General features: G+C 64.4%; 17 protein-coding genes. 7 read left to right on the forward strand and 10 right to left on the reverse strand.

Annotated features, from left to right (window positions below; genetic code table 11):
* Window positions 1–112 precede the first annotated feature (112 nt).
* Window positions 113–2,353: an NADP-dependent isocitrate dehydrogenase gene (locus tag HDG39_RS25285; protein ID WP_184009592.1), complete on the forward strand. Its 2,241-nt coding sequence runs from the start codon at window positions 113–115 to the stop codon at window positions 2,351–2,353.
* Window positions 2,354–2,443: 90 nt separating this feature from the next.
* Here the strand turns inward: HDG39_RS25285 and HDG39_RS25290 are convergent, their stop codons facing one another.
* The 3 genes from HDG39_RS25290 to HDG39_RS25300 form a co-directional block, all read right to left on the reverse strand.
* Entirely contained in the window at window positions 2,444–3,130 is a 687-nt protein-coding gene (locus HDG39_RS25290) for an OmpA family protein (RefSeq protein ID WP_184009594.1), read from the reverse strand.
* Window positions 3,131–3,174: 44 nt separating this feature from the next.
* Complete coding sequence (locus tag HDG39_RS25295; protein ID WP_184009596.1) at window positions 3,175–3,939, reverse strand: flagellar motor protein; 765 nt, start codon at window positions 3,937–3,939, stop codon at window positions 3,175–3,177.
* A gap of 64 nt (window positions 3,940–4,003) precedes the next feature.
* On the reverse strand, window positions 4,004–5,254 hold the full coding sequence (locus tag HDG39_RS25300) for a cyclic nucleotide-binding domain-containing protein (RefSeq protein WP_184009598.1): 1,251 nt from the start codon (window positions 5,252–5,254) through the stop codon (window positions 4,004–4,006).
* Window positions 5,255–5,682: 428 nt separating this feature from the next.
* Here HDG39_RS25300 and HDG39_RS25305 point away from each other — a divergent pair, with 428 nt between their 5' ends.
* The 4 genes from HDG39_RS25305 (at window position 5,683) to HDG39_RS25320 (ending at window position 9,956) form a co-directional block, all read left to right on the forward strand.
* The gene (locus HDG39_RS25305) at window positions 5,683–6,618 is read left to right on the forward strand and encodes a class I SAM-dependent methyltransferase (protein WP_184009600.1); all 936 of its coding nucleotides are present in this window, start codon (window positions 5,683–5,685) and stop codon (window positions 6,616–6,618) included.
* Between the two features lie 342 nt (window positions 6,619–6,960).
* On the forward strand, window positions 6,961–7,203 hold the full coding sequence (locus HDG39_RS25310) for a DUF3311 domain-containing protein (protein WP_184009602.1): 243 nt from the start codon (window positions 6,961–6,963) through the stop codon (window positions 7,201–7,203).
* Complete coding sequence (gene mctP / locus HDG39_RS25315; RefSeq protein ID WP_184009603.1) at window positions 7,200–8,750, forward strand: monocarboxylate uptake permease MctP; 1,551 nt, start codon at window positions 7,200–7,202, stop codon at window positions 8,748–8,750. The genes HDG39_RS25310 and mctP overlap by 4 nt, the downstream gene beginning before the upstream one ends.
* A gap of 135 nt (window positions 8,751–8,885) precedes the next feature.
* Window positions 8,886–9,956, forward strand: coding sequence for an FUSC family protein (locus HDG39_RS25320; RefSeq protein ID WP_184009605.1), 1,071 nt, complete (start codon window positions 8,886–8,888; stop codon window positions 9,954–9,956).
* 31 nt (window positions 9,957–9,987) lie between these two features.
* Here the strand turns inward: HDG39_RS25320 and HDG39_RS25325 are convergent, their stop codons facing one another.
* The 5 genes from HDG39_RS25325 to HDG39_RS25345 form a co-directional block, all read right to left on the reverse strand.
* On the reverse strand, window positions 9,988–10,407 hold the full coding sequence (locus HDG39_RS25325; RefSeq protein ID WP_184009607.1) for a VOC family protein: 420 nt from the start codon (window positions 10,405–10,407) through the stop codon (window positions 9,988–9,990).
* A 253-nt stretch (window positions 10,408–10,660) separates the two neighbouring features.
* Window positions 10,661–11,614, reverse strand: coding sequence for a transaldolase (gene tal, locus HDG39_RS25330; RefSeq protein WP_184009609.1), 954 nt, complete (start codon window positions 11,612–11,614; stop codon window positions 10,661–10,663).
* A 214-nt stretch (window positions 11,615–11,828) separates the two neighbouring features.
* A complete protein-coding gene (locus HDG39_RS25335) occupies window positions 11,829–13,046 on the reverse strand; it encodes a benzoate/H(+) symporter BenE family transporter (protein WP_184009611.1) in 1,218 nt (405 codons plus the stop codon).
* 61 nt (window positions 13,047–13,107) lie between these two features.
* Window positions 13,108–14,283, reverse strand: a complete 1,176-nt coding sequence (locus HDG39_RS25340) for a vWA domain-containing protein (protein WP_184009613.1) — start codon at window positions 14,281–14,283, stop codon at window positions 13,108–13,110.
* A 28-nt stretch (window positions 14,284–14,311) separates the two neighbouring features.
* Window positions 14,312–15,154, reverse strand: coding sequence for an AAA family ATPase (locus tag HDG39_RS25345; protein WP_018419887.1), 843 nt, complete (start codon window positions 15,152–15,154; stop codon window positions 14,312–14,314).
* A gap of 316 nt (window positions 15,155–15,470) precedes the next feature.
* Between HDG39_RS25345 and HDG39_RS25350 the strand changes: the two genes are divergently transcribed.
* Both HDG39_RS25350 and HDG39_RS25355 read left to right on the forward strand, forming a co-directional pair.
* Window positions 15,471–15,839, forward strand: coding sequence for a c-type cytochrome (locus HDG39_RS25350; RefSeq protein WP_184009615.1), 369 nt, complete (start codon window positions 15,471–15,473; stop codon window positions 15,837–15,839).
* 46 nt (window positions 15,840–15,885) lie between these two features.
* On the forward strand, window positions 15,886–16,266 hold the full coding sequence (locus HDG39_RS25355; RefSeq protein ID WP_184009617.1) for a c-type cytochrome: 381 nt from the start codon (window positions 15,886–15,888) through the stop codon (window positions 16,264–16,266).
* A gap of 126 nt (window positions 16,267–16,392) precedes the next feature.
* On the opposite strand, the gene HDG39_RS25360 is transcribed toward HDG39_RS25355, so the two are convergent.
* Window positions 16,393–16,827, reverse strand: coding sequence for a DUF1841 family protein (locus tag HDG39_RS25360; protein WP_018419890.1), 435 nt, complete (start codon window positions 16,825–16,827; stop codon window positions 16,393–16,395).
* A gap of 144 nt (window positions 16,828–16,971) precedes the next feature.
* On the reverse strand, window positions 16,972–17,616 hold the full coding sequence (nth, locus tag HDG39_RS25365; RefSeq protein ID WP_018419891.1) for an endonuclease III: 645 nt from the start codon (window positions 17,614–17,616) through the stop codon (window positions 16,972–16,974).
* Window positions 17,617–17,627: the final 11 nt, after the last annotated feature.

Below are 17,627 nucleotides of genomic sequence, written 5' to 3' on the forward strand. Positions count from 1 at the left end.
CCGCCACGCACAGCGTTTGTGTCCTAGCGTTGTCGTTTTCCTGATCGACGTTTGCGCATCCCGCCCGTATCACTTGCGAGATGCCTCTCAACCGCCCGCCCAGAGCCTAGCAATGACGACCCAGCAACCGACCATCATCTACACCCTCACCGACGAGGCCCCGCTGCTTGCGACGGCCGCGTTCCTGCCGATCATCCGGACCTTCACCAGGCCGGCCGGCATCGAGGTCGAGACCAGCGACATCTCGGTCGCGGGCCGCATCCTCGGTGAGTTCCCCGAGTTTCTGACCGAAGCGCAGCGGGTGCCCGACAACCTCGCGGAACTCGGTCGCCTGACCTCGTTACCCGACACCAACATCATCAAGCTGCCCAACATCAGCGCATCGGTGCCGCAACTGACGAGCGCGATCAGGGAACTGCAGGCGAAGGGCTACAAGGTGCCTGACTATCCGGAAGATCCGAAGACCGACGAACAGAAGGCGATCCGTCAGCGCTACTCGAAGTGTCTCGGCAGCGCGGTGAACCCGGTGCTGCGCGAAGGCAACTCGGACCGTCGGGCGCCGGCCGCGGTGAAGAACTACGCCCGCAAGCATCCGCACAGCATGGCCGAATGGAGCATGGCGTCGCGCACGCACGTCGCGCACATGCGGCACGGCGACTTCTATCACGGCGAAAAATCGATGACGCTGGATCGCGCGCGCGACGTGAAGATGGAACTGGTCACGAAGAACGGCAAGACGATCGTGTTGAAGCCGAAGGTCGCGCTGCAGGACGGCGAGATCATCGACAGCATGTTCATGAGCAGGAAGGCGCTCCTGGAGTTCTATGAAGACCAGATGGAAGATGCGCGCAAGACCGGCATGATGCTGTCGCTGCACGTGAAGGCGACGATGATGAAGATCTCGCACCCGATCGTCTTCGGCCACGCGGTGAAGGTGTTCTACAAGGACGCGTTCGCGAAGCACGGCAAGCTGTTCGACGAGCTCGGCGTGAACGTCAACAACGGCCTCGTCAATCTGTACGAGAAGCTCCTGACGCTGCCGGAGTCGCAGCGCGAGGAGGTGATCCGCGACCTGCACGCGTGCCACGAACATCGTCCGGAACTGGCGATGGTCGATTCGGCGAAGGGCATCTCGAACCTGCATGCGCCGAACGACGTGATCGTCGACGCGTCGATGCCGGCGATGATTCGCCTCGGCGGCAAGATGTATGGCGCCGACGGTCGGCCGAAAGACACCAAGGCGGTGATTCCGGAGAGCACGTTCGCGCGCATCTACCAGGAGATGATCAACTTCTGCAAGACCAACGGCGCGTTCGATCCGGTCACGATGGGCACCGTGCCGAACGTCGGCCTGATGGCGCAGAAGGCGGAAGAATACGGCTCGCACGACAAGACCTTCGAAGTGCCGGAAGACGGCGAGGCGCGCATCGTCGATCTCGCGAGCGGCGAGGTGCTGCTCACGCAGAACGTCGAGCAGGGCGACATCTGGCGCATGTGCCAGGTGAAGGATGCGGCGATCCGCGACTGGGTCAAGCTCGCGGTCACGCGCGTGCGCAATTCGCGCACGCCCGCGGTGTTCTGGCTCGACCCGTATCGCCCGCACGAGGCGGAGCTGATCAAGAAGGTCGAGGCCTACCTGAAGGATTACGACACCACCGGCCTCGACATCCAGATCATGTCGCAGGTGCGCGCGATGCGTTACACGCTCGAGCGCGTCGTGCGCGGGCTCGATACGATCTCGGTCACCGGCAACATCCTGCGCGATTATCTGACCGACCTGTTCCCGATCATGGAGCTGGGCACGAGCGCGAAGATGCTGTCGATCGTGCCGTTGATGGCGGGCGGCGGCATGTACGAGACCGGCGCGGGTGGTTCGGCGCCGAAGCATGTGAAGCAGCTCGTCGAAGAGAACCATCTGCGTTGGGACTCGCTCGGCGAGTTCCTCGCGCTCGCGGCGTCGCTCGAAGAACTGGGCATCAAGACCGGCAACAACCGGGCGAAGATCCTCGCGAAGACGCTCGACACCGCGACCGGCAAGCTGCTCGACAACAACCGCAGTCCGAGCCCGAGGACGGGCGAGCTCGACAATCGCGGCAGCCAGTTTTATCTGGCGATGTACTGGGCGCAGGAGCTGGCCGCGCAAACGGACGACGCCGCGCTCGCCGCGCAGTTCGCGCCGCTCGCGACGCAGCTGACTGCCAACGAGCAGGTGATCGTGGCGGAGCTCGCGTCGGTGCAGGGCGCGCCGGCGGACATCGGCGGCTATTACAAGCCGGACTTCAACAAGCTCGAAGAGGTGATGCGGCCGAGCCGCACGCTGAACGAGGCGCTTGGGGCGGTACGCGTCGAATGACGTGATGCGTGAAGCGAGGTGATGTGAAGACGAGCCGCCGGCGGGCGGCTCGTAGCAGGGAAGGGCGGCCAATGCTACCGGCGAACGCGTTCAATACTGCACGACGATCGCGACCCGCCGGTTGGCCGCTCTTGCCGCCGCGTCATTGCCGGCGACCAGCGGAAAATTGTCCGCCCGTCCGATCGCGGCCAACCGATGCGGCTCGATCCCGCGCTCGACCAGATACCTGACCACTGCGCCCGCGCGAGCCGACGACAGCTCCCAGTTGGACGCATACTTGGCGGTCGAAATCGGCACACTGTCGGTATGCCCCTCGACGAGCACATTCCCCGTCGCATCCTTTTGCAGTCCCTGCGCGATCTGATTGAGTACATCGAACGAATCGGGCAGCAGCCGCGCATCGCCGGCGTTGAACAGGATCTTCGCGTTGACGCCGATTTCGACGCCGTGCGGCACGTCGGTCACCGTGATCAGCCCTTTCTCGCGCAGCGCATCGAGCCATGCGCTCAACTGCTTGCGCGCCTCCTGTTGCGTGCCGCCTGCTGGCGCGGGCGCGCTCTGCTGCGACGTTTTCGTTTCGAGCGTCTGATACCTGAGTTCGAGTTGCTTCGATTTCGCCAACTGCAACACATACAGCGCGAGGAACAGCACCATCATCGTCGTGACGAGGTCCGCGTACGAGATCAGCCAGCGGCCGCCCTCGGTGCCTTCGCCGCCCTGTTCGGCGCGATCGTCCGCGCCGCCTGGCGCGCCCTTGCCACCAGCCGTCGTTTGCATAAGTGATTGGTCCGTTTCCAATGAGAACGCGCTCGATGGCAGGCTCAGGCCAGCGACTCCGCCGCGCGCCCGCGCACCTCGCCCGTCAGGCGCGTTGCGATCGTATGCGGCGACTCCTTGCGTGAAATCGCGAGCAGCCCGTCGAGATAGAGGCGGCGAAACCGCACCTCGCTGTCGACCTGCGCCTGCAGCTTGCCGTACAGCGGCAGAAACACCAGATTCGCGAGCGCGAGACCGTACAGCGTCGCGACGAACGCCGTCGCGATCCCCGAGCCGAGTTGCGCCGGGTCGAGAATGTGATTGGTGACCTGGATCAGCCCGAGCACCGAGCCGAGGATGCCGAACGTCGGCGCGTAGCCGCCCGCCTGCTGCCACACGCGCGCCGCCGCCATGTGGTTGCGCGCGTACGCATCGAGTTCGCGCTGCAGCGCATCTTCGAGCACGGCGGTCGACACGCCGTTCGCGAGCAGTTCGAGCCCGCGTCTGGCGAACGGATGAATGCCGCTGACGTCCATCGATTCGAACGCCAGCAGACCGTTGAGCTTCGCCTGGTCACCCCATTCGAGGAGGTCGGAGAGGCTGTTCTGGTCGACCCGTCGCGCGCGCGTGAACGCGAGAGCGAGCAGCTTCAGCGCATCGAAGAAGCGCGCCCACGTGTTCTGGATCATCACCGCGCCGAACGTGCCGCCGAGCACGATGACGAACGCCTCGTACTGGAACAGCGTCGGAAAATGCCCGCCTTCGAGCGCGAAGCCAAAAACGATTGCCGCTCCACCGAACAGCACACCAAACAACGTCAACAGATCCATGCTTTTCCTCGCTCGGCGCCGCGCTCACGCTGCGCGCATGAGCGACGGCGCGCCGTCAAACCGGTTAGCGCGCGGCGTCCTGCAGCGCCGCGCGCGGCGCCGCCGGTGCCTTCAGTGTCTTCACCGCGTCGAGCAGCCGTTGCTCGATGTCGCCGACTTCGATCGCATCGATCTTGATATCGCGCCGCATCACCCACGACACTTCGTTGCGACGCACTTCGGTCATCACCGCCAGCAGGCGCTCGGCCACTGGCTGCCCGTCGACGCTGGCGAGCAGCTTCGCGAGATCGTACGTATCGAAGCCGCTGACGGCTTCGAACAGCGTGCGCTGGTCGACGAAGGCGAGATCGTCGAGCGAATTCAGCGCGCCGCTCTGGTGCGTATTGCGTCGCGAGAAATAGGCGACGCCTTGCTGCTCGACATAGGTCAGTACCTTCGACTTGCGGAACGCGAACACTTCGTCGGCGATTTCGCCGTGCGACAACTTGTTCAGAATCAGCGTCTTGTCGACACCGATCAACGCTTCCAGATCGGTCAGCTCGATCAGCTCAAGTTCGCTGTTCACCGCGATATCGAGGTCGCCGTCCGCGACCTGCTGCGCGCGATCGACGATGCGCGCGGCGTCGAACGTGACGACCTGGCGCGCGGCCGCGCCGTCATACGCCGAGTATTCGGTCGACGCGCTAGTCAGCTGTCCGGGCTGCGCGGCCTCGATCGTAACGAGGTTGAGCTTCTCCATCCGCTTGAGCATCGCCATCACGTGCGGACGCGAATGGCCGGCAATCGCGCGACACTTCTTGATCACTTCGACGAGCGGCACCGAGATCTCCTCGGCATGCGATTGCAGCGGCCGGCGTCCCCAGCTGTCGTTCCCATCGCGCCGTTCGCCGTTCGACATCAGCGTCAGCACGTGCGCGTACGACAGTACGCCCGGCAGAAAGTCGGCGTGGGTGTAGGTCGCAAGCAGATCGTCCTTGCGCTTTACGCGACGAATCAGCGTGCGCGTGATATGACGCAGCAACGGCGACACGCGCTCGATCTCGTCGTCGAGCATGCCGGCCGGCACGACGGTCAGTTGACAGAAGGTCAGCGCCTTCGCCGTGTTGCTGCGTGGCTCGGCAGCGAGCAACGCGGCCTCGCCGAAGAATTCGCCACGGCCCAGCGTCGCGACGACGACCTTCTTGTCGTCGCAGCGAGTGGAAAGTTCGACCTTGCCTTCCGTGATCAGAAAGACCACAAGCTCACCCGAGTAGCCCTCGGAATAGATGATCTCGCCGGGCGCTGCTGTGCGCGTCCAGGACTGTTGACGATTCAAAGTAATTCCCCTGCAGCGCTGATTTGTAGTGGCGGCCGTGCGACGCAATGCGATGCGATGCATCGCATCGCGTCGACAGTCATTCCTCGTACGCCCGTTTACGACATTGGGCAGGGGACTCTTTAACCGGCGGGAGAGGGCCGCACCGGGAGGAAATGCGCTGCAAGCTGCGGCTGGTGACGGAAAACGGCGATAAAGCGCCACGTGAATCGTTTGCGCGTGGCGTAATGGCGCAGGTTGGTCGCGATCCAGCGGTCGCAAAAATTTTTGGTTCTTCGAGGATGCCGAACTAAATTCGGCTTCGTCGTGGGCGTGTTGTGAGTTCGTTGAAAGCAGTTTGTGAGCGGTTGATTTGAATGAGCGAGTCGCAGCGAATGCTATGCTCTCGTTCGACCAAAAATATTGCGCCTGTTGCGCGACATCCCTACATGACGAATCTGATCAAGCGCGCTTCGGCCGAGGCGCGCGCTTTCCGTGACCGCGACGCCCAAGCCATCGGCGGAAAACAGAAAATGGCCCACAAAAAGGCGCCCAAATCCACGCGCAACGCGAGCGGCACCGTCGAGCACGACGCACACGACGCGCCGCAAATCGAAGCGCCGCGCAAGCCGCGCTTCGCCCCGGTGACGTTCTCCGAAGAGGGCGGCGTGCGCTACCTGCATTTCGGCACGGAATGGGTGCAAGGCGCGATGCGTCTGCGCAAGCCCGATCACATCGAACTCGAATACGCGCAGCAGATGATGGCCTGGCTGCTATTCCTCGAAACGCCGAAGCGCATCGTGCAGCTCGGGCTCGGCGCCGCGTCGCTGACCAAGTTCGCGCACCGCTTCCTGAAGAGCGCGAAGGTCGAGGCCGTCGAACTGAATCCGGCGGTCGTCGTGGCCGCGCGCACGATGTTCGAACTGCCGCCCGACGACGCGCGTCTGACCGTGCATGAAACCGACGCGTGGGACTTCGTCAACGAGAGCGCGAACCACGGCACCATCGGCGCGCTGCAGATCGACGTCTACGACGCGACCGCGCGCGGCCCAGTGCTCGACAGCGTCGGCTTTTACCGTGCGGCACGTGCGTGTCTGACCGACGCGGGCATCGTCACGGTGAATCTGTTCGGCGATCATCCGAGCTTCGTGCGCAACATGAAGCGTCTGAACGAAGCCTTCGACGGTCGCGTCGTCGCGCTGCCCGAAGTGCACGACGGCAACCGTATCGCGATCGCGTTCTCGGGCCCCGCGCTCGACGTGCCGTTCACCACGCTAGAGGCGCGCGCGAAGCTGATCGAAGCCGAGCTCGGCTTGCCGGCGCGCAAATGGATCAAGGGCCTGCGCGAATCGACGGGGCAGACGGGCGCATCGTTTGCGATCTGAGCGACGCCATCCCACTTCGCTGAAGCGCTGAGCGCTGAGCTCTGATCAGCGCACGGAGAATGAAGCGGTCGTGCCGGCGTATCGGTCGGCACGGCCGCTTTGCTTCCGGTATTTTTTTCACGTCTGCGCTGCAACGTCATCCAGCCTGCATCGTTGGCGCTTCGTCGCGTTGCTGGACGCCGACGCGCCTCGGGTCGTCCCTGCTTGACCGGGCGTTCGCCACTCCTATACTCTTTCGAAGCTTTCGGGGAGCCCGTGGCTGACCGCGGGACGACCACCCGCTGAGTCCCACCTCCCGTCGACCGCGGGCAGATAAATTCTAAATAGGAAACAGGAGACGTCATGGTTCACGATGCCGACGTGAAGAAAGCCAGCAAGCACTGGCTCTGGCTATTGCTGCTACCGTGGATCGCGATGATCTGGGTGCCGTCCTACAACCGGATCGAGCCGCAGCTGTTCGATTTCCCGTTCTTCTACTGGTATCAGCTGCTGTGGGTACTGATCAGCGCGGTGATCACCGCGTTCGTCTATTCGAAGACCAAGTCCCGCTATACGGGTCGCCCGAACGGGGGCGCGCAACGATGAACCCCATTGCAACCTTCGTCTTCGTTCTGTTTTTCATCGGCGTCACGATTCTCGGCTTCGTCGCGGCCCACTGGCGGCGTGGCGATCTCGCGCATCTCGAAGAGTGGGGTCTCGGCGGCCGGCGCTTCGGCACGATCGTCACGTGGTTCCTGCTCGGCGGCGACCTGTACACCGCCTACACGTTCATCGCGGTGCCGGCGCTCGTGTTCGGTGCGGGCGCAACGGGCTTCTTCGCGCTGCCGTACACGATCCTGATCTATCCGTTCGCGTTCGTCGTGTTCCCGAAGCTGTGGAGCGTCGCGAAGCGGCACGGCTACGTGACCTCGGCGGACTTCGTGTCGGCCCGCTACGGCAGCCGCATGCTCGCGCTCGCCGTCGCGGTGACCGGCATCGTCGCGACGATGCCGTACATCGCGCTGCAACTGGTCGGTATCGAAGTGGTGATCGGCGCGCTCGGGTTCGACACGACCGGCTTCGTCGGCGATCTGCCGCTGATCATCGCATTCGCGATCCTCGCGGCCTACACGTACACGTCGGGCCTGCGCGCGCCGGCCATGATCGCGGTCGTTAAGGACATCCTGATCTACGTGACGATCTTCGCCGCGATCATCGTGATTCCGCCGCAGCTGGGCGGCTTCGGCCATATCTTCGGCGCGGTCCCGCCGGCCAAGCTGCTGCTGAAGTCGCCGGACGTGTCGAGCCTGAACGGCTATAGCGCGTACGCGACGCTCGCGGTGGGTTCGGCGCTCGCGCTGTTCCTGTATCCGCACTCGATCACCGCGGTGCTGTCGTCGAAGTCGGGCAACACGATCCGCCGCAACATGGCGTTGCTGCCGGCGTATTCGCTGGTGCTCGGCCTGCTCGCGCTGCTCGGCTTCATGGCGCTCGCGGCCGGCGTGAAGGACATGCCGGAGTTCGCGCCGTACTTCAAGGCCTTCGGCCCGAACTTCGCAGTGCCGGCGCTGTTCCTGCACTTCTTCCCGTCGTGGTTCGTCGGCGTCGCGTTCGCGGCGATCGGTATCGGCGCGCTGGTGCCGGCGGCGATCATGTCGATCGCGGCGGCGAACCTGTATACGCGCAACGTGCACAAGGAGTTCGTCAACCGCAACATGACGCACGAGCAGGAGACCAACGTCGCGAAGCTGGTGTCGCTGATCGTCAAGGTCGGCGCGGTGGCGTTCATTCTCGGTCTGCCGCTCACGTACGCGATCCAGTTGCAACTGCTCGGCGGGATCTGGATCATCCAGACGCTGCCGGCGATCGTGCTGGGTCTCTACACGCGCGTGCTCGACTACCGGGGTCTGTTGCTCGGCTGGGCGGCAGGTATCGCGACCGGCACGTGGATGGCGATTTCGTTGAACCTCGCGAGCTCGATCTTCACGATCCATCTGTTCGGCATGGCGATTCCGGGCTATGCGGCCGTGTGGTCGCTGGTCGTGAACCTCGTGGTGTCGGTCGTCGTGAGCCTGATCGTGCGCGCGGTGGGCATGCAGCGCGCCGCGGACCGTACGCGTCCGGAGGACTACCTGGACATCGTCGAAGGCTGATTCCAGCTGCAAATCACGTTTTGAAACACGCAACGCCCGCCGACGGAAGTTGGCGGGCGTTTGTGTTTGCGGGGCACTCCAGGGCAGGATAGCGGAACCGTCCTTTCACGCGTTCGCCGCGCGCCGCTCAGCCGGATGGTGCGCGCGGTCACGTCGCCGTACTACCGCTACCGGCACGCCAAGGTGCTGCATAGCCTGCGCGTCGGCCTCGCGATGCTGGTGTCGATTCTCGCGACGACCGGCATCGATATTCCGCACGGCATCTGGTCGTCGGTGACGCTGCTGGTCGTGATCGGCGGCTTGCAGCATCACGGCAATATCCGCAAGAAAGCGGCCGAACGCGCGGCCGGCACGCTGCTCGGCGCATCGATCGGGCTCCTGCTGATCGTGCAACAGCACTTCATCGGTTCGCTGCCGCTCACCTATGTGCTGGAGGCGATCATCGCGTCGATCTGCGCGTGGTTCGCGATTGGCTCGTCCGGCTATATCGGTCTCCTGACCGCCATCACGATGTGCATCGTCGCGGGCCACGGCGACAATCTGATCGACGTCGGCCTGTGGCGCACGCTGAATGTGCTGATCGGTATCGTCATCGCGCTGGCGTTTTCGTTCGCGTTTCCGCTGCACGCGACGTATTCGTGGCGCTACGGCCTCGCCGCCAATCTGCGCGAATGCGCGGGCATCTACGCGCGGCTGCTCGACGGCGAAACGATCACCGAGGAGGAGCAGGTCAAGCGCTTTCTGCGGATCAACAAGCGGCTCGTGCAACTGCGCTCGCTGATGCCGTCGGTCGCGAAGGAAATCGACGTGCCGCAGACGAGGCTCGAGGAGATCCAGCGGCTGCATCGCTCGGTGCTCAGCTCGCTGGAACTGCTTGCCACTGGGCCGCTGATGAACGCCGATGCCGCCGCGCGCACCACCTATGCAGCGCATTGCGGTGCCGAGGTGCGCGCCGTGCGGGCGATCCTGTTGTCCACCGCGCGCGGGCTGCGTTTTGGCCGTCCGTCGCGCTTTGGCATTCCGGCCGCGGCGCCGCTCGCGAAGGGGCACGGCGACGTGGCCACCGCGTTGCCGCCCGACTGGCAAGGGCCGTACTGGCTCGGTCAGCGGCTCGCGGAGCAGGTAGACCGGTTGCGCGCGCTATTGCTGGAGACCGAGCCGAACTGGAACATCGAGCGGCACGAGCGGGCGACGCGTGGCGGGTAGGTGCTAGCGCTGGCGGGCCTGCCGCCAAGCCTCAAACTTGCGGCGGCAGCGTGACCATCCACGTCATGCCGAAGCGGTCCACCACCATTCCGAAGCCCTTGCTCCAGAACGTTTGCTGGAACGGCATTACGACCTGGCCGCCATCGGCAAGCGCGTTGAAGCATTTTTCCGCCGACGCGTCGTCATCGACGGTCAGCGACAGACTGAAGCCATTGAACGGGCCGGCCGCCGGATCGCAGTTGCCGTCGGAAGCCATCCACGTGCTCGAGCCCAGCTGCACGCTCGCGTGCATGATCTTGTCGGCGAGTTCGGGGCGTGGCGGATTGTGCGCGTCCGGCGGCGCTTCCTTGAACAGCATCTTGAAGGTCACCTCGGCGCCGAGCTTGTCGGTGTAGTAATCGAGCGCTTCCTGGCAACGGCCGTTGAAGAACACATAGGGCTGAACGTACATGATCGTCTCCATGGTCAGGCGTTGGGCGGGCGCCGTCGTTCCTCGCCAGCGGCGGCGGGGAGAGGCGTGAAGTCGATTGTAGTCGGTGGCGGCGCGTCGATTGTGACGCTATGTCGCCAGCGGCGACGCAGCGTAAACGAAAAGCGGCGCCGAACCGTGAGGTCCAGCGCCGCCTGTCATGGATGGCATTCGCGCGGAGCCGCGCAGCGAGCGTGAGCGTCACTCAGCCTGCCACGCCCGCGCCTCCGGCGCCTCAGCGCAGCGTGTCGATCAGCTTTTCCAGCTTCACCGCGTCCGCGGCGAACGTGCGGATGCCTTCGGAGAGCTTCTCGGTTGCCATCGCTTCGTCGTTGAGGAGGAAGCGGAACGACTTCTCGTCGACCGGCACGCGCTCGATGTCCGCGTCGTGCGATGTCTCCGCCGACAGCTTGCGCTCGACCTTGTCGGTGCTCTCGTGCAGTTTCTGCAGCAGGTCGGGGCTGATCGTCAACAGATCGCAGCCGGCCAGTTCCAGAATCTGCGAGGTCGTGCGAAAGCTCGCGCCCATCACCTCGGTCTTGTAGCCGAACTTCTTGTAGTACGCGTAGATGCGGCGCACCGACTTGACGCCCGGATCGTTGGCGCCGCCGTCTTTCGCTTCGTCCCACGCGCTGCCGGCGTTCTTCTTGTACCAGTCGTAGATGCGGCCGACGAACGGCGAGATCAGCTGCGCGCCAGCTTCCGCGGCGGCGGCGGCCTGCACGAGCGAGAACAGCAGCGTCATGTTGCAGTGGATCCCTTCCTTCTGCAGCACCTCGGCCGCGCGCACGCCTTCCCACGTCGACGCGAGCTTGATCAGCACGCGGTCGCGCTCGATGCCGTGTTCCTTGTACAGCGCGATCAGCTCGCGGCCTTTCGCGATCGAGCCTTCGACGTCGAACGACAGGCGCGCGTCGACTTCGGTCGACACCCGCCCCGGGATGATCTTCAGGATTTCGGTGCCGAAGGCGATCAGCAACTGGTCGATGATCGCGCCGGGCGGCTTCGACGCATGCGCCTTCACGGTCTTTTCGAGCAGCGGCCGGTAGTCGTCCTTCTGCACGGCCTTCAGAATCAGCGACGGATTGGTGGTCGCATCGCGCGGCTTGTACTGCGCGAGCTGCTGGAAGTCGCCGGTGTCGGCCACCACGGTGGTGTATTGCTTGAGTTGGTCGAGTGCGGTTGTCATGTTCGGGCCTTCAGGGCGCGTGTGCGCCATGGTTCAGGAGAAATGAGGACGCCGCCGCGCCGGCAGGAGGAATCAGCCGGCGCCGGCGGCCGCGGGTCAAGACGCAGCGCGTCCCACGATGGCTTGGGAAACGCTGCCGGATACATCTATTCTATGGCGGATCGCCGAGGACGGTATGAACACCGGGTATGGACAGCCGGGCGCGGCGATCCGTTCACACGCGCCGCGCGTTCAGCACGACTTGCGTCACCACGCCGGCGACGAGCCCCCAGAACGCCGAGCCGATCGACAGCAGCGTGAGTCCCGAGGCGGTCACCATGAACGTGACGAGCGCCGCCTCCCGCTGCCTCGTATCCTGCATCGCATTGGCGAGCCCGCTCATGATCGAGCCGAACAGCGCGAGCGCCGCGACGGAGACGACCAGTTCCTTCGGGAACGCCGCGAACAGCGCGGCGATCGTCGCGCCGAACACCCCCGCGAGCAGATAGAAAATGCCGCCCCATACGGCCGCTGTGTAGCGCCTGGCGGGGTTTTCGTGCGCTTCAGGGCCGGTGCAGATCGCCGCCGTTATCGCCGCAAGATTGATGCCGTGCGAGCCAAACGGCGCGAGCAGCAGCGATGCGACGCCGGTCGTCGCGATCAGCGGCGCGGACGGGGTCGTATAGCCGTCGGCGCGCAGCACCGCGATGCCCGGCACGTTCTGCGAGGCCATCGCGACGACGAACAGCGGAATGCCGATGCTCACGCAAGCCGCCACCGAAAACGACGGCAGCGTCAGCACCGGATGCGCGAGCGCGACGTGAAAGTGGCTGAAGTCGAGCAGCCCGAGGCCGCCGGCGGCTGCGGTGCCTGCCACGAGCGTGGTCGGAATCGCATAGCGCGGCACGAACCGTTTGACGATCAGGTAGGTGAAGAACATCGTCAGCACGAGCGCGGTCTGGTACTGCGCGGCGCGGAAAATCTCGATGCCGATCTCGAACAGGATGCCCGCGAGCAGCGCTGCCGCGAGGCCGGACGGAATCCGCTTCATCAGCGCATCGAACCAGCCGGTGACGCCGACCAGCGTCAGCAGCGCCGCGCAGAAGATGAATGCGCCGATCGCCTGCGCATACCCGACATGCGGCAGCGACGACACCAGCAGCGCCGCGCCCGGCGTCGACCACGCGATCACGATCGGCGCGCGAAAGCGCAGCGACAGGCCGATCGTGCAGAGGCCCATGCCGATCGACAGCGCCCAGATCCACGACGAAATCTGCGCGTCGCTCAGATGCGCGGCCTGGCCCGCCTGGAACATCAGCACGAGCGAGCTCGTGTAGCCGGTCATCGCCGCGACGAAGCCGGCGACGATCGTCGACAGCGACGTATCGGCGAGCGGATTGAAGCGCCTCTGCAGCGTGGCGGCGGACAGCTGGGGCGACGGGGACGAACTCATGCGAAGGCTTTCTTGTTGTGGAAGTTAGAGCGACGGGACGTGGATTCTGGAACGGCGGGCGTTACTTGCTCAGCACCCGCATGGCCGTCTCGAGGCCCGCGAGCGTCAGCGGATACATGCGGTGGCCCAGCACTTCGCGGATCGCGCTGACCGACTGCCGGTACGGCCACAGCGCTTCCGGCTCCGGGTTCAGCCACGCGAAGTGTGGGAAGTGGTCGGCGAGACGGCGCAACCACACCGCGCCGGCCTCCGCGTTGTTGTACTCGACCGAGCCGCCGGGCTGCAACACTTCGTACGGGCTCATCGTCGCGTCGCCGACGAAGATCAGCTTGTAGTCGGGCGTGAACTTGTGCAGCACGTCCCACGTCGGTGTGCGCTCGGCATGGCGGCGGCGGTTGTGCTTCCACAGGAAGTCGTACACGCAGTTGTGGAAGTAGTAGAACTCGAGGTGCTTGAACTCGGCCTTCGCGGCGGAGAACAGCTCCTCTGTGCGCTTCACGTGATCGTCCATCGAGCCGCCGACGTCGAGCAGCATCAGCACCTTCACGTTGTTGTGCCGCTCGGGCACCATCTTCAGATCGAGCCAGCCGGCGTTCGCAGCGGTGCTGCGGATCGTGTCGGGCAGGTCGAGTTCTTCCGCGGCGCCTTCGCGGGCGAAACGGCGCAACCGTCGCAGCGCGACCTTGATGTTGCGCGTGCCGATTTCGACCTGGTCGTCGTAGTCGCGATACGCGCGCGCTTCCCATACCTTGACGGCCGTGCGATTGCCGGCCGCGTCGTCGCCGATGCGCACGCTTTCGGGGTTATAGCCGCCGTGACCGAACGGCGACGTGCCGCCCGTCCCGATCCACTTGTTGCCGCCCTCGTGGCGCTCTTTCTGCTCGTCGAACAGTTCCTTCAGGCGCTCCATCAGCTTGTCGATGCCGCCCATCGCCTCGATCTGCGCCTTTTCCTCGGCCGACAGATCGCGTTGCAGCTTCTTTTTCAGCCAGTCGGGCGGAATCTCGAACGCGAGCTCCGAGGTCGCCGCCACACCGTTGAAAAAGGCGCCGAACGCCTGGTCGAACTTGTCGAAGTACTGCTCGTCCTTCACGAGCGTGATGCGCGAGAGGTAGTAGAACTCGTCGAGCGACGGCGCGATCACGTTGGCCTTCAGCGCTTCGAGCAGCGTCAGGTATTCCTTCACCGAGACTGGCAGTCTGGCGGCGCGCAGCGAGTAGAAAAAGTCGATCAGCATGCTGGATGTCCTGCGGCGCGGCGCCCGCTCAACGGTTGTTGCGGTTCATGAACAGCAGCCGCTCGAACAGGCTCACGTCCTGTTCGTTCTTCAGCAGCGCGCCGTGCAGCGGCGGCACGATCTGCTTCTGATCGGCCGAGCGCAGTGCTTCGGGGGGAATGTCTTCGGCGAGCAGCAGCTTGAGCCAGTCGAGCAGTTCGGAGGTGGACGGCTTCTTCTTCAGTCCCGCGACGTTGCGCAGCTCGAAGAAGCTCTGCAACGCCGCGGCGAGCAGATCCTTCTTGATGCCCGGGTAGTGCACGTCGACGATCTGCTGCATCGTCGTCGCATCCGGAAACCGGATGTAGTGGAAGAAGCAGCGGCGCAGGAACGCGTCGGGCAACTCCTTCTCGTTGTTCGACGTGATGATCACGAGCGGGCGATGCTTCGCGCGCACCAGCTCGCGCGTCTCGTACACGTAGAACTCCATGCGGTCGAGTTCGCGCAGCAGGTCGTTGGGGAATTCGATGTCGGCCTTGTCGATCTCGTCGATCAGCAGCACGCTCTGCTCGTCCGATTCGAACGCCTGCCACAGCACGCCCTTGACGATGTAGTTGCGGATGTCCTTCACGCGCTCGTCACCGAGCTGCGAATCGCGCAGACGCGACACCGCGTCGTATTCGTACAACCCCTGCTGTGCCTTGGTGGTCGACTTGATGTGCCATTGCAAGAGCGGCATGCCGAGCGCGGCGGCGACTTCCTCGGCGAGCATGGTCTTGCCAGTGCCGGGTTCCCCCTTGATCAGCAGCGGACGCTTGAGCGTCATCGCGGCGTTGACCGCGAGCTTGAGGTCGTCGGTGGCGACGTACTGCGATGAGCCTTCGAAACGCATGACGAGATGCTCTTGTGCGGGAAAAAACCCAGTATAAGTCAGAAGCCCTGTTGGCCTGAAACCGGCTCACGTATGGTGTCAGCCGCGCAGTGACGCGGCGGCGGTGCCGCTGTGGCGTCGTTGCGAAGCCGCCGCGGTCATGGCGTGGCGCCCGTCCCGGCGGGCGTTGCGTGGCCCCCGTGTCCGGTGGACGTTCGGCGCGGCGTCGCGGTACAATTAGCCCGATTTTTTTGGCCTGCGTGGCTACCCTACAAGAAGAACGGCGCGAACCGCTGCCTTTGTGGGCACCCGTTTCCCCTCAAGCCAGGTTACATCTATGAATAAATTCGTCGGCAAACACGTCGTGATCGCAGCGCTGTCGGTGCTCGCGGGGTATGCGGCCAATGCGCAGGCAGCGGATGTCGTAGGCAATGCCAAGGCGGGCCAGGACAAGGTCGCGATGTGTATCGGCTGCCACGGCATCCCTGAATACCGCACGGCTTATCCAGAGGTTTTCCGCGTGCCGATGCTCGGTGGCCAGAATCAGGCGTACCTCGAAAACGCGCTGCGCGCCTACAAGAAGGGCGACCGCCATTTCGACACGATGCACGCGATCGCGGTGACGCTCTCGGATCAGGACATTGCCGATGTCGCCGCGTACTACGCAGCGCAAACTGCCGCTTCGAAAAACAATCCCGACAAGTGATCGGCGTCGGTCACCAGCACATCCAATTCGCGGGATAGGAGATTTCATGATCAAGCCCCAACAGGCACTCCACACGGTATTCAAGGCGGTCGGCGCGGCGGCGGTCATCGGTCTGGCCGCAGCGAACGCAGCACACGCGGCCGACGCCGGCAACGGTAAGGTGCTCGCCGACAGCCACAACTGCGCGGCCTGCCACGGTCCCAACCTGAACAAGCCGGTGAGCCCGGAGTATCCGAAGCTGGCCGGTCAGCACGCCGACTATGTGTTCTGGGCGCTGCGTCAGTACCAGATGGGTACTGGCAATCCACACCTCGGCCGCAACAACGCGATCATGCAGGCACAGGTGCAGAGCCTGTCGCTAGGCGACATGAAGGACATCGCCGCCTACGTCGAATCGCTGAAAGGCGACCTCGTGCAGAAAAAGTAAGCGTCGGGCGCCGGTTTCGCGCCGAAGCTTCAAAAGCAAAACACCCCGCCTTGGCGGGGTGTTTTGCTTTGAGGGCGTCGTACCTCGGCGTGCTGGCGTGGTGCCGCGCCAGAGTTTCCAGTCGCCTCAGTCGCGCGTCGCGCGCCGTTCGATGCGCTGCAGGTACGCGTCCGTGTCCGGCGGCGTGCCGGTGCGCTGCGCTTCCCAGATAGTTTCGCCGAGGCAGTCCATGATCGCGTGCTGCGCCTCGTGCGTCGAACCGAGGCGCGCGGCGAGCCGCTCATGCGCGGCTCGAATGCCGGGCGGCTGATCGATCGACAACTGCTCGGAGATCGCCAGGTGCATCGACAGGTGCAGGAACGGATTGGTCTGGCCGCGCTCCGGCGAATAGTCCTGCGCCTGGGCGGCGGGACCATCGGCGAGATCGGCGTGATATTCGGGATGCTCGACGATCCAGTCGGCGGCGATCGCCTCGAGCGGCGTCAAAATCTCGCCCTGGCGCTGTTTGCGCCAGGTGTCGGTGAAAAAGAGGCGAACTTCGTCGCGGCTGGGATTGAACATCGTGGAACCGGTGCGTGGGAGTGAGGGCGCGGAGCGCGACGGTGCATGTCCGCAATGCGCGCTGCGCGTAAGGCATTATTTTACGCGGCGGCCCCGTGGGCTGCAGGCGCGCTGCACGGCCTCGGGTTTCGAGCTGGGCCGGCCCTATAGATCGGGTGGCGGAGTCTTCGGCCGGAACTCGCACAGCGGCTCGATCGCACAATGCCAGCATTCGGGGCGGCGCGCCTTGCACACGTAGCGTCCATGCAGGATCAGCCAGTGGTGCGCATCCTGCCTGAATTCGGCGGGCGTGAATTTTTCGAGTGCCGCTTCGACCGCGCGAACGTCCTTGCCGGGCGCGAGGCCGGTGCGGTTGGCAACGCGGAAAATGTGCGTGTCGACCGCGATGGTCGGATGGCCGAATGCAGTGTTCAGGATCACATTGGCCGTTTTGCGGCCGACCCCGGGCAGCCCTTCGAGTGCCTCGCGATCCTCTGGCACCTCGCCGCCGTACTGGTCGAGCAGCATGCGGCAGGTCGCGATCACGTTCTTCGCCTTCGTGCGATACAGACCGATCGTCTTGATATAGCTCGCGACACCTTCCTCGCCGAGGTCGAACACCTTCTGCGGCGTGTTCGCGACCGGAAACAACCTGCGCATCGCCTTGTTGACCGACACGTCGGTCGCTTGCGCCGACAACAGCACCGCGATCAGCAGTTCGAACGGCGTCGTGTACTCGAGTTCGGTGGTCGGATGCGGATTGAGGCTCTGAAGCGTTTCATAGATCGCGCGGCGTTTGTTCGCGTTCATGCGGAGCGGGT

This window comes from Paraburkholderia lebeckiae, from assembly GCF_014201005.1.
In the GTDB taxonomy this organism is placed as follows: domain Bacteria; phylum Pseudomonadota; class Gammaproteobacteria; order Burkholderiales; family Burkholderiaceae; genus Paraburkholderia; species Paraburkholderia tuberum.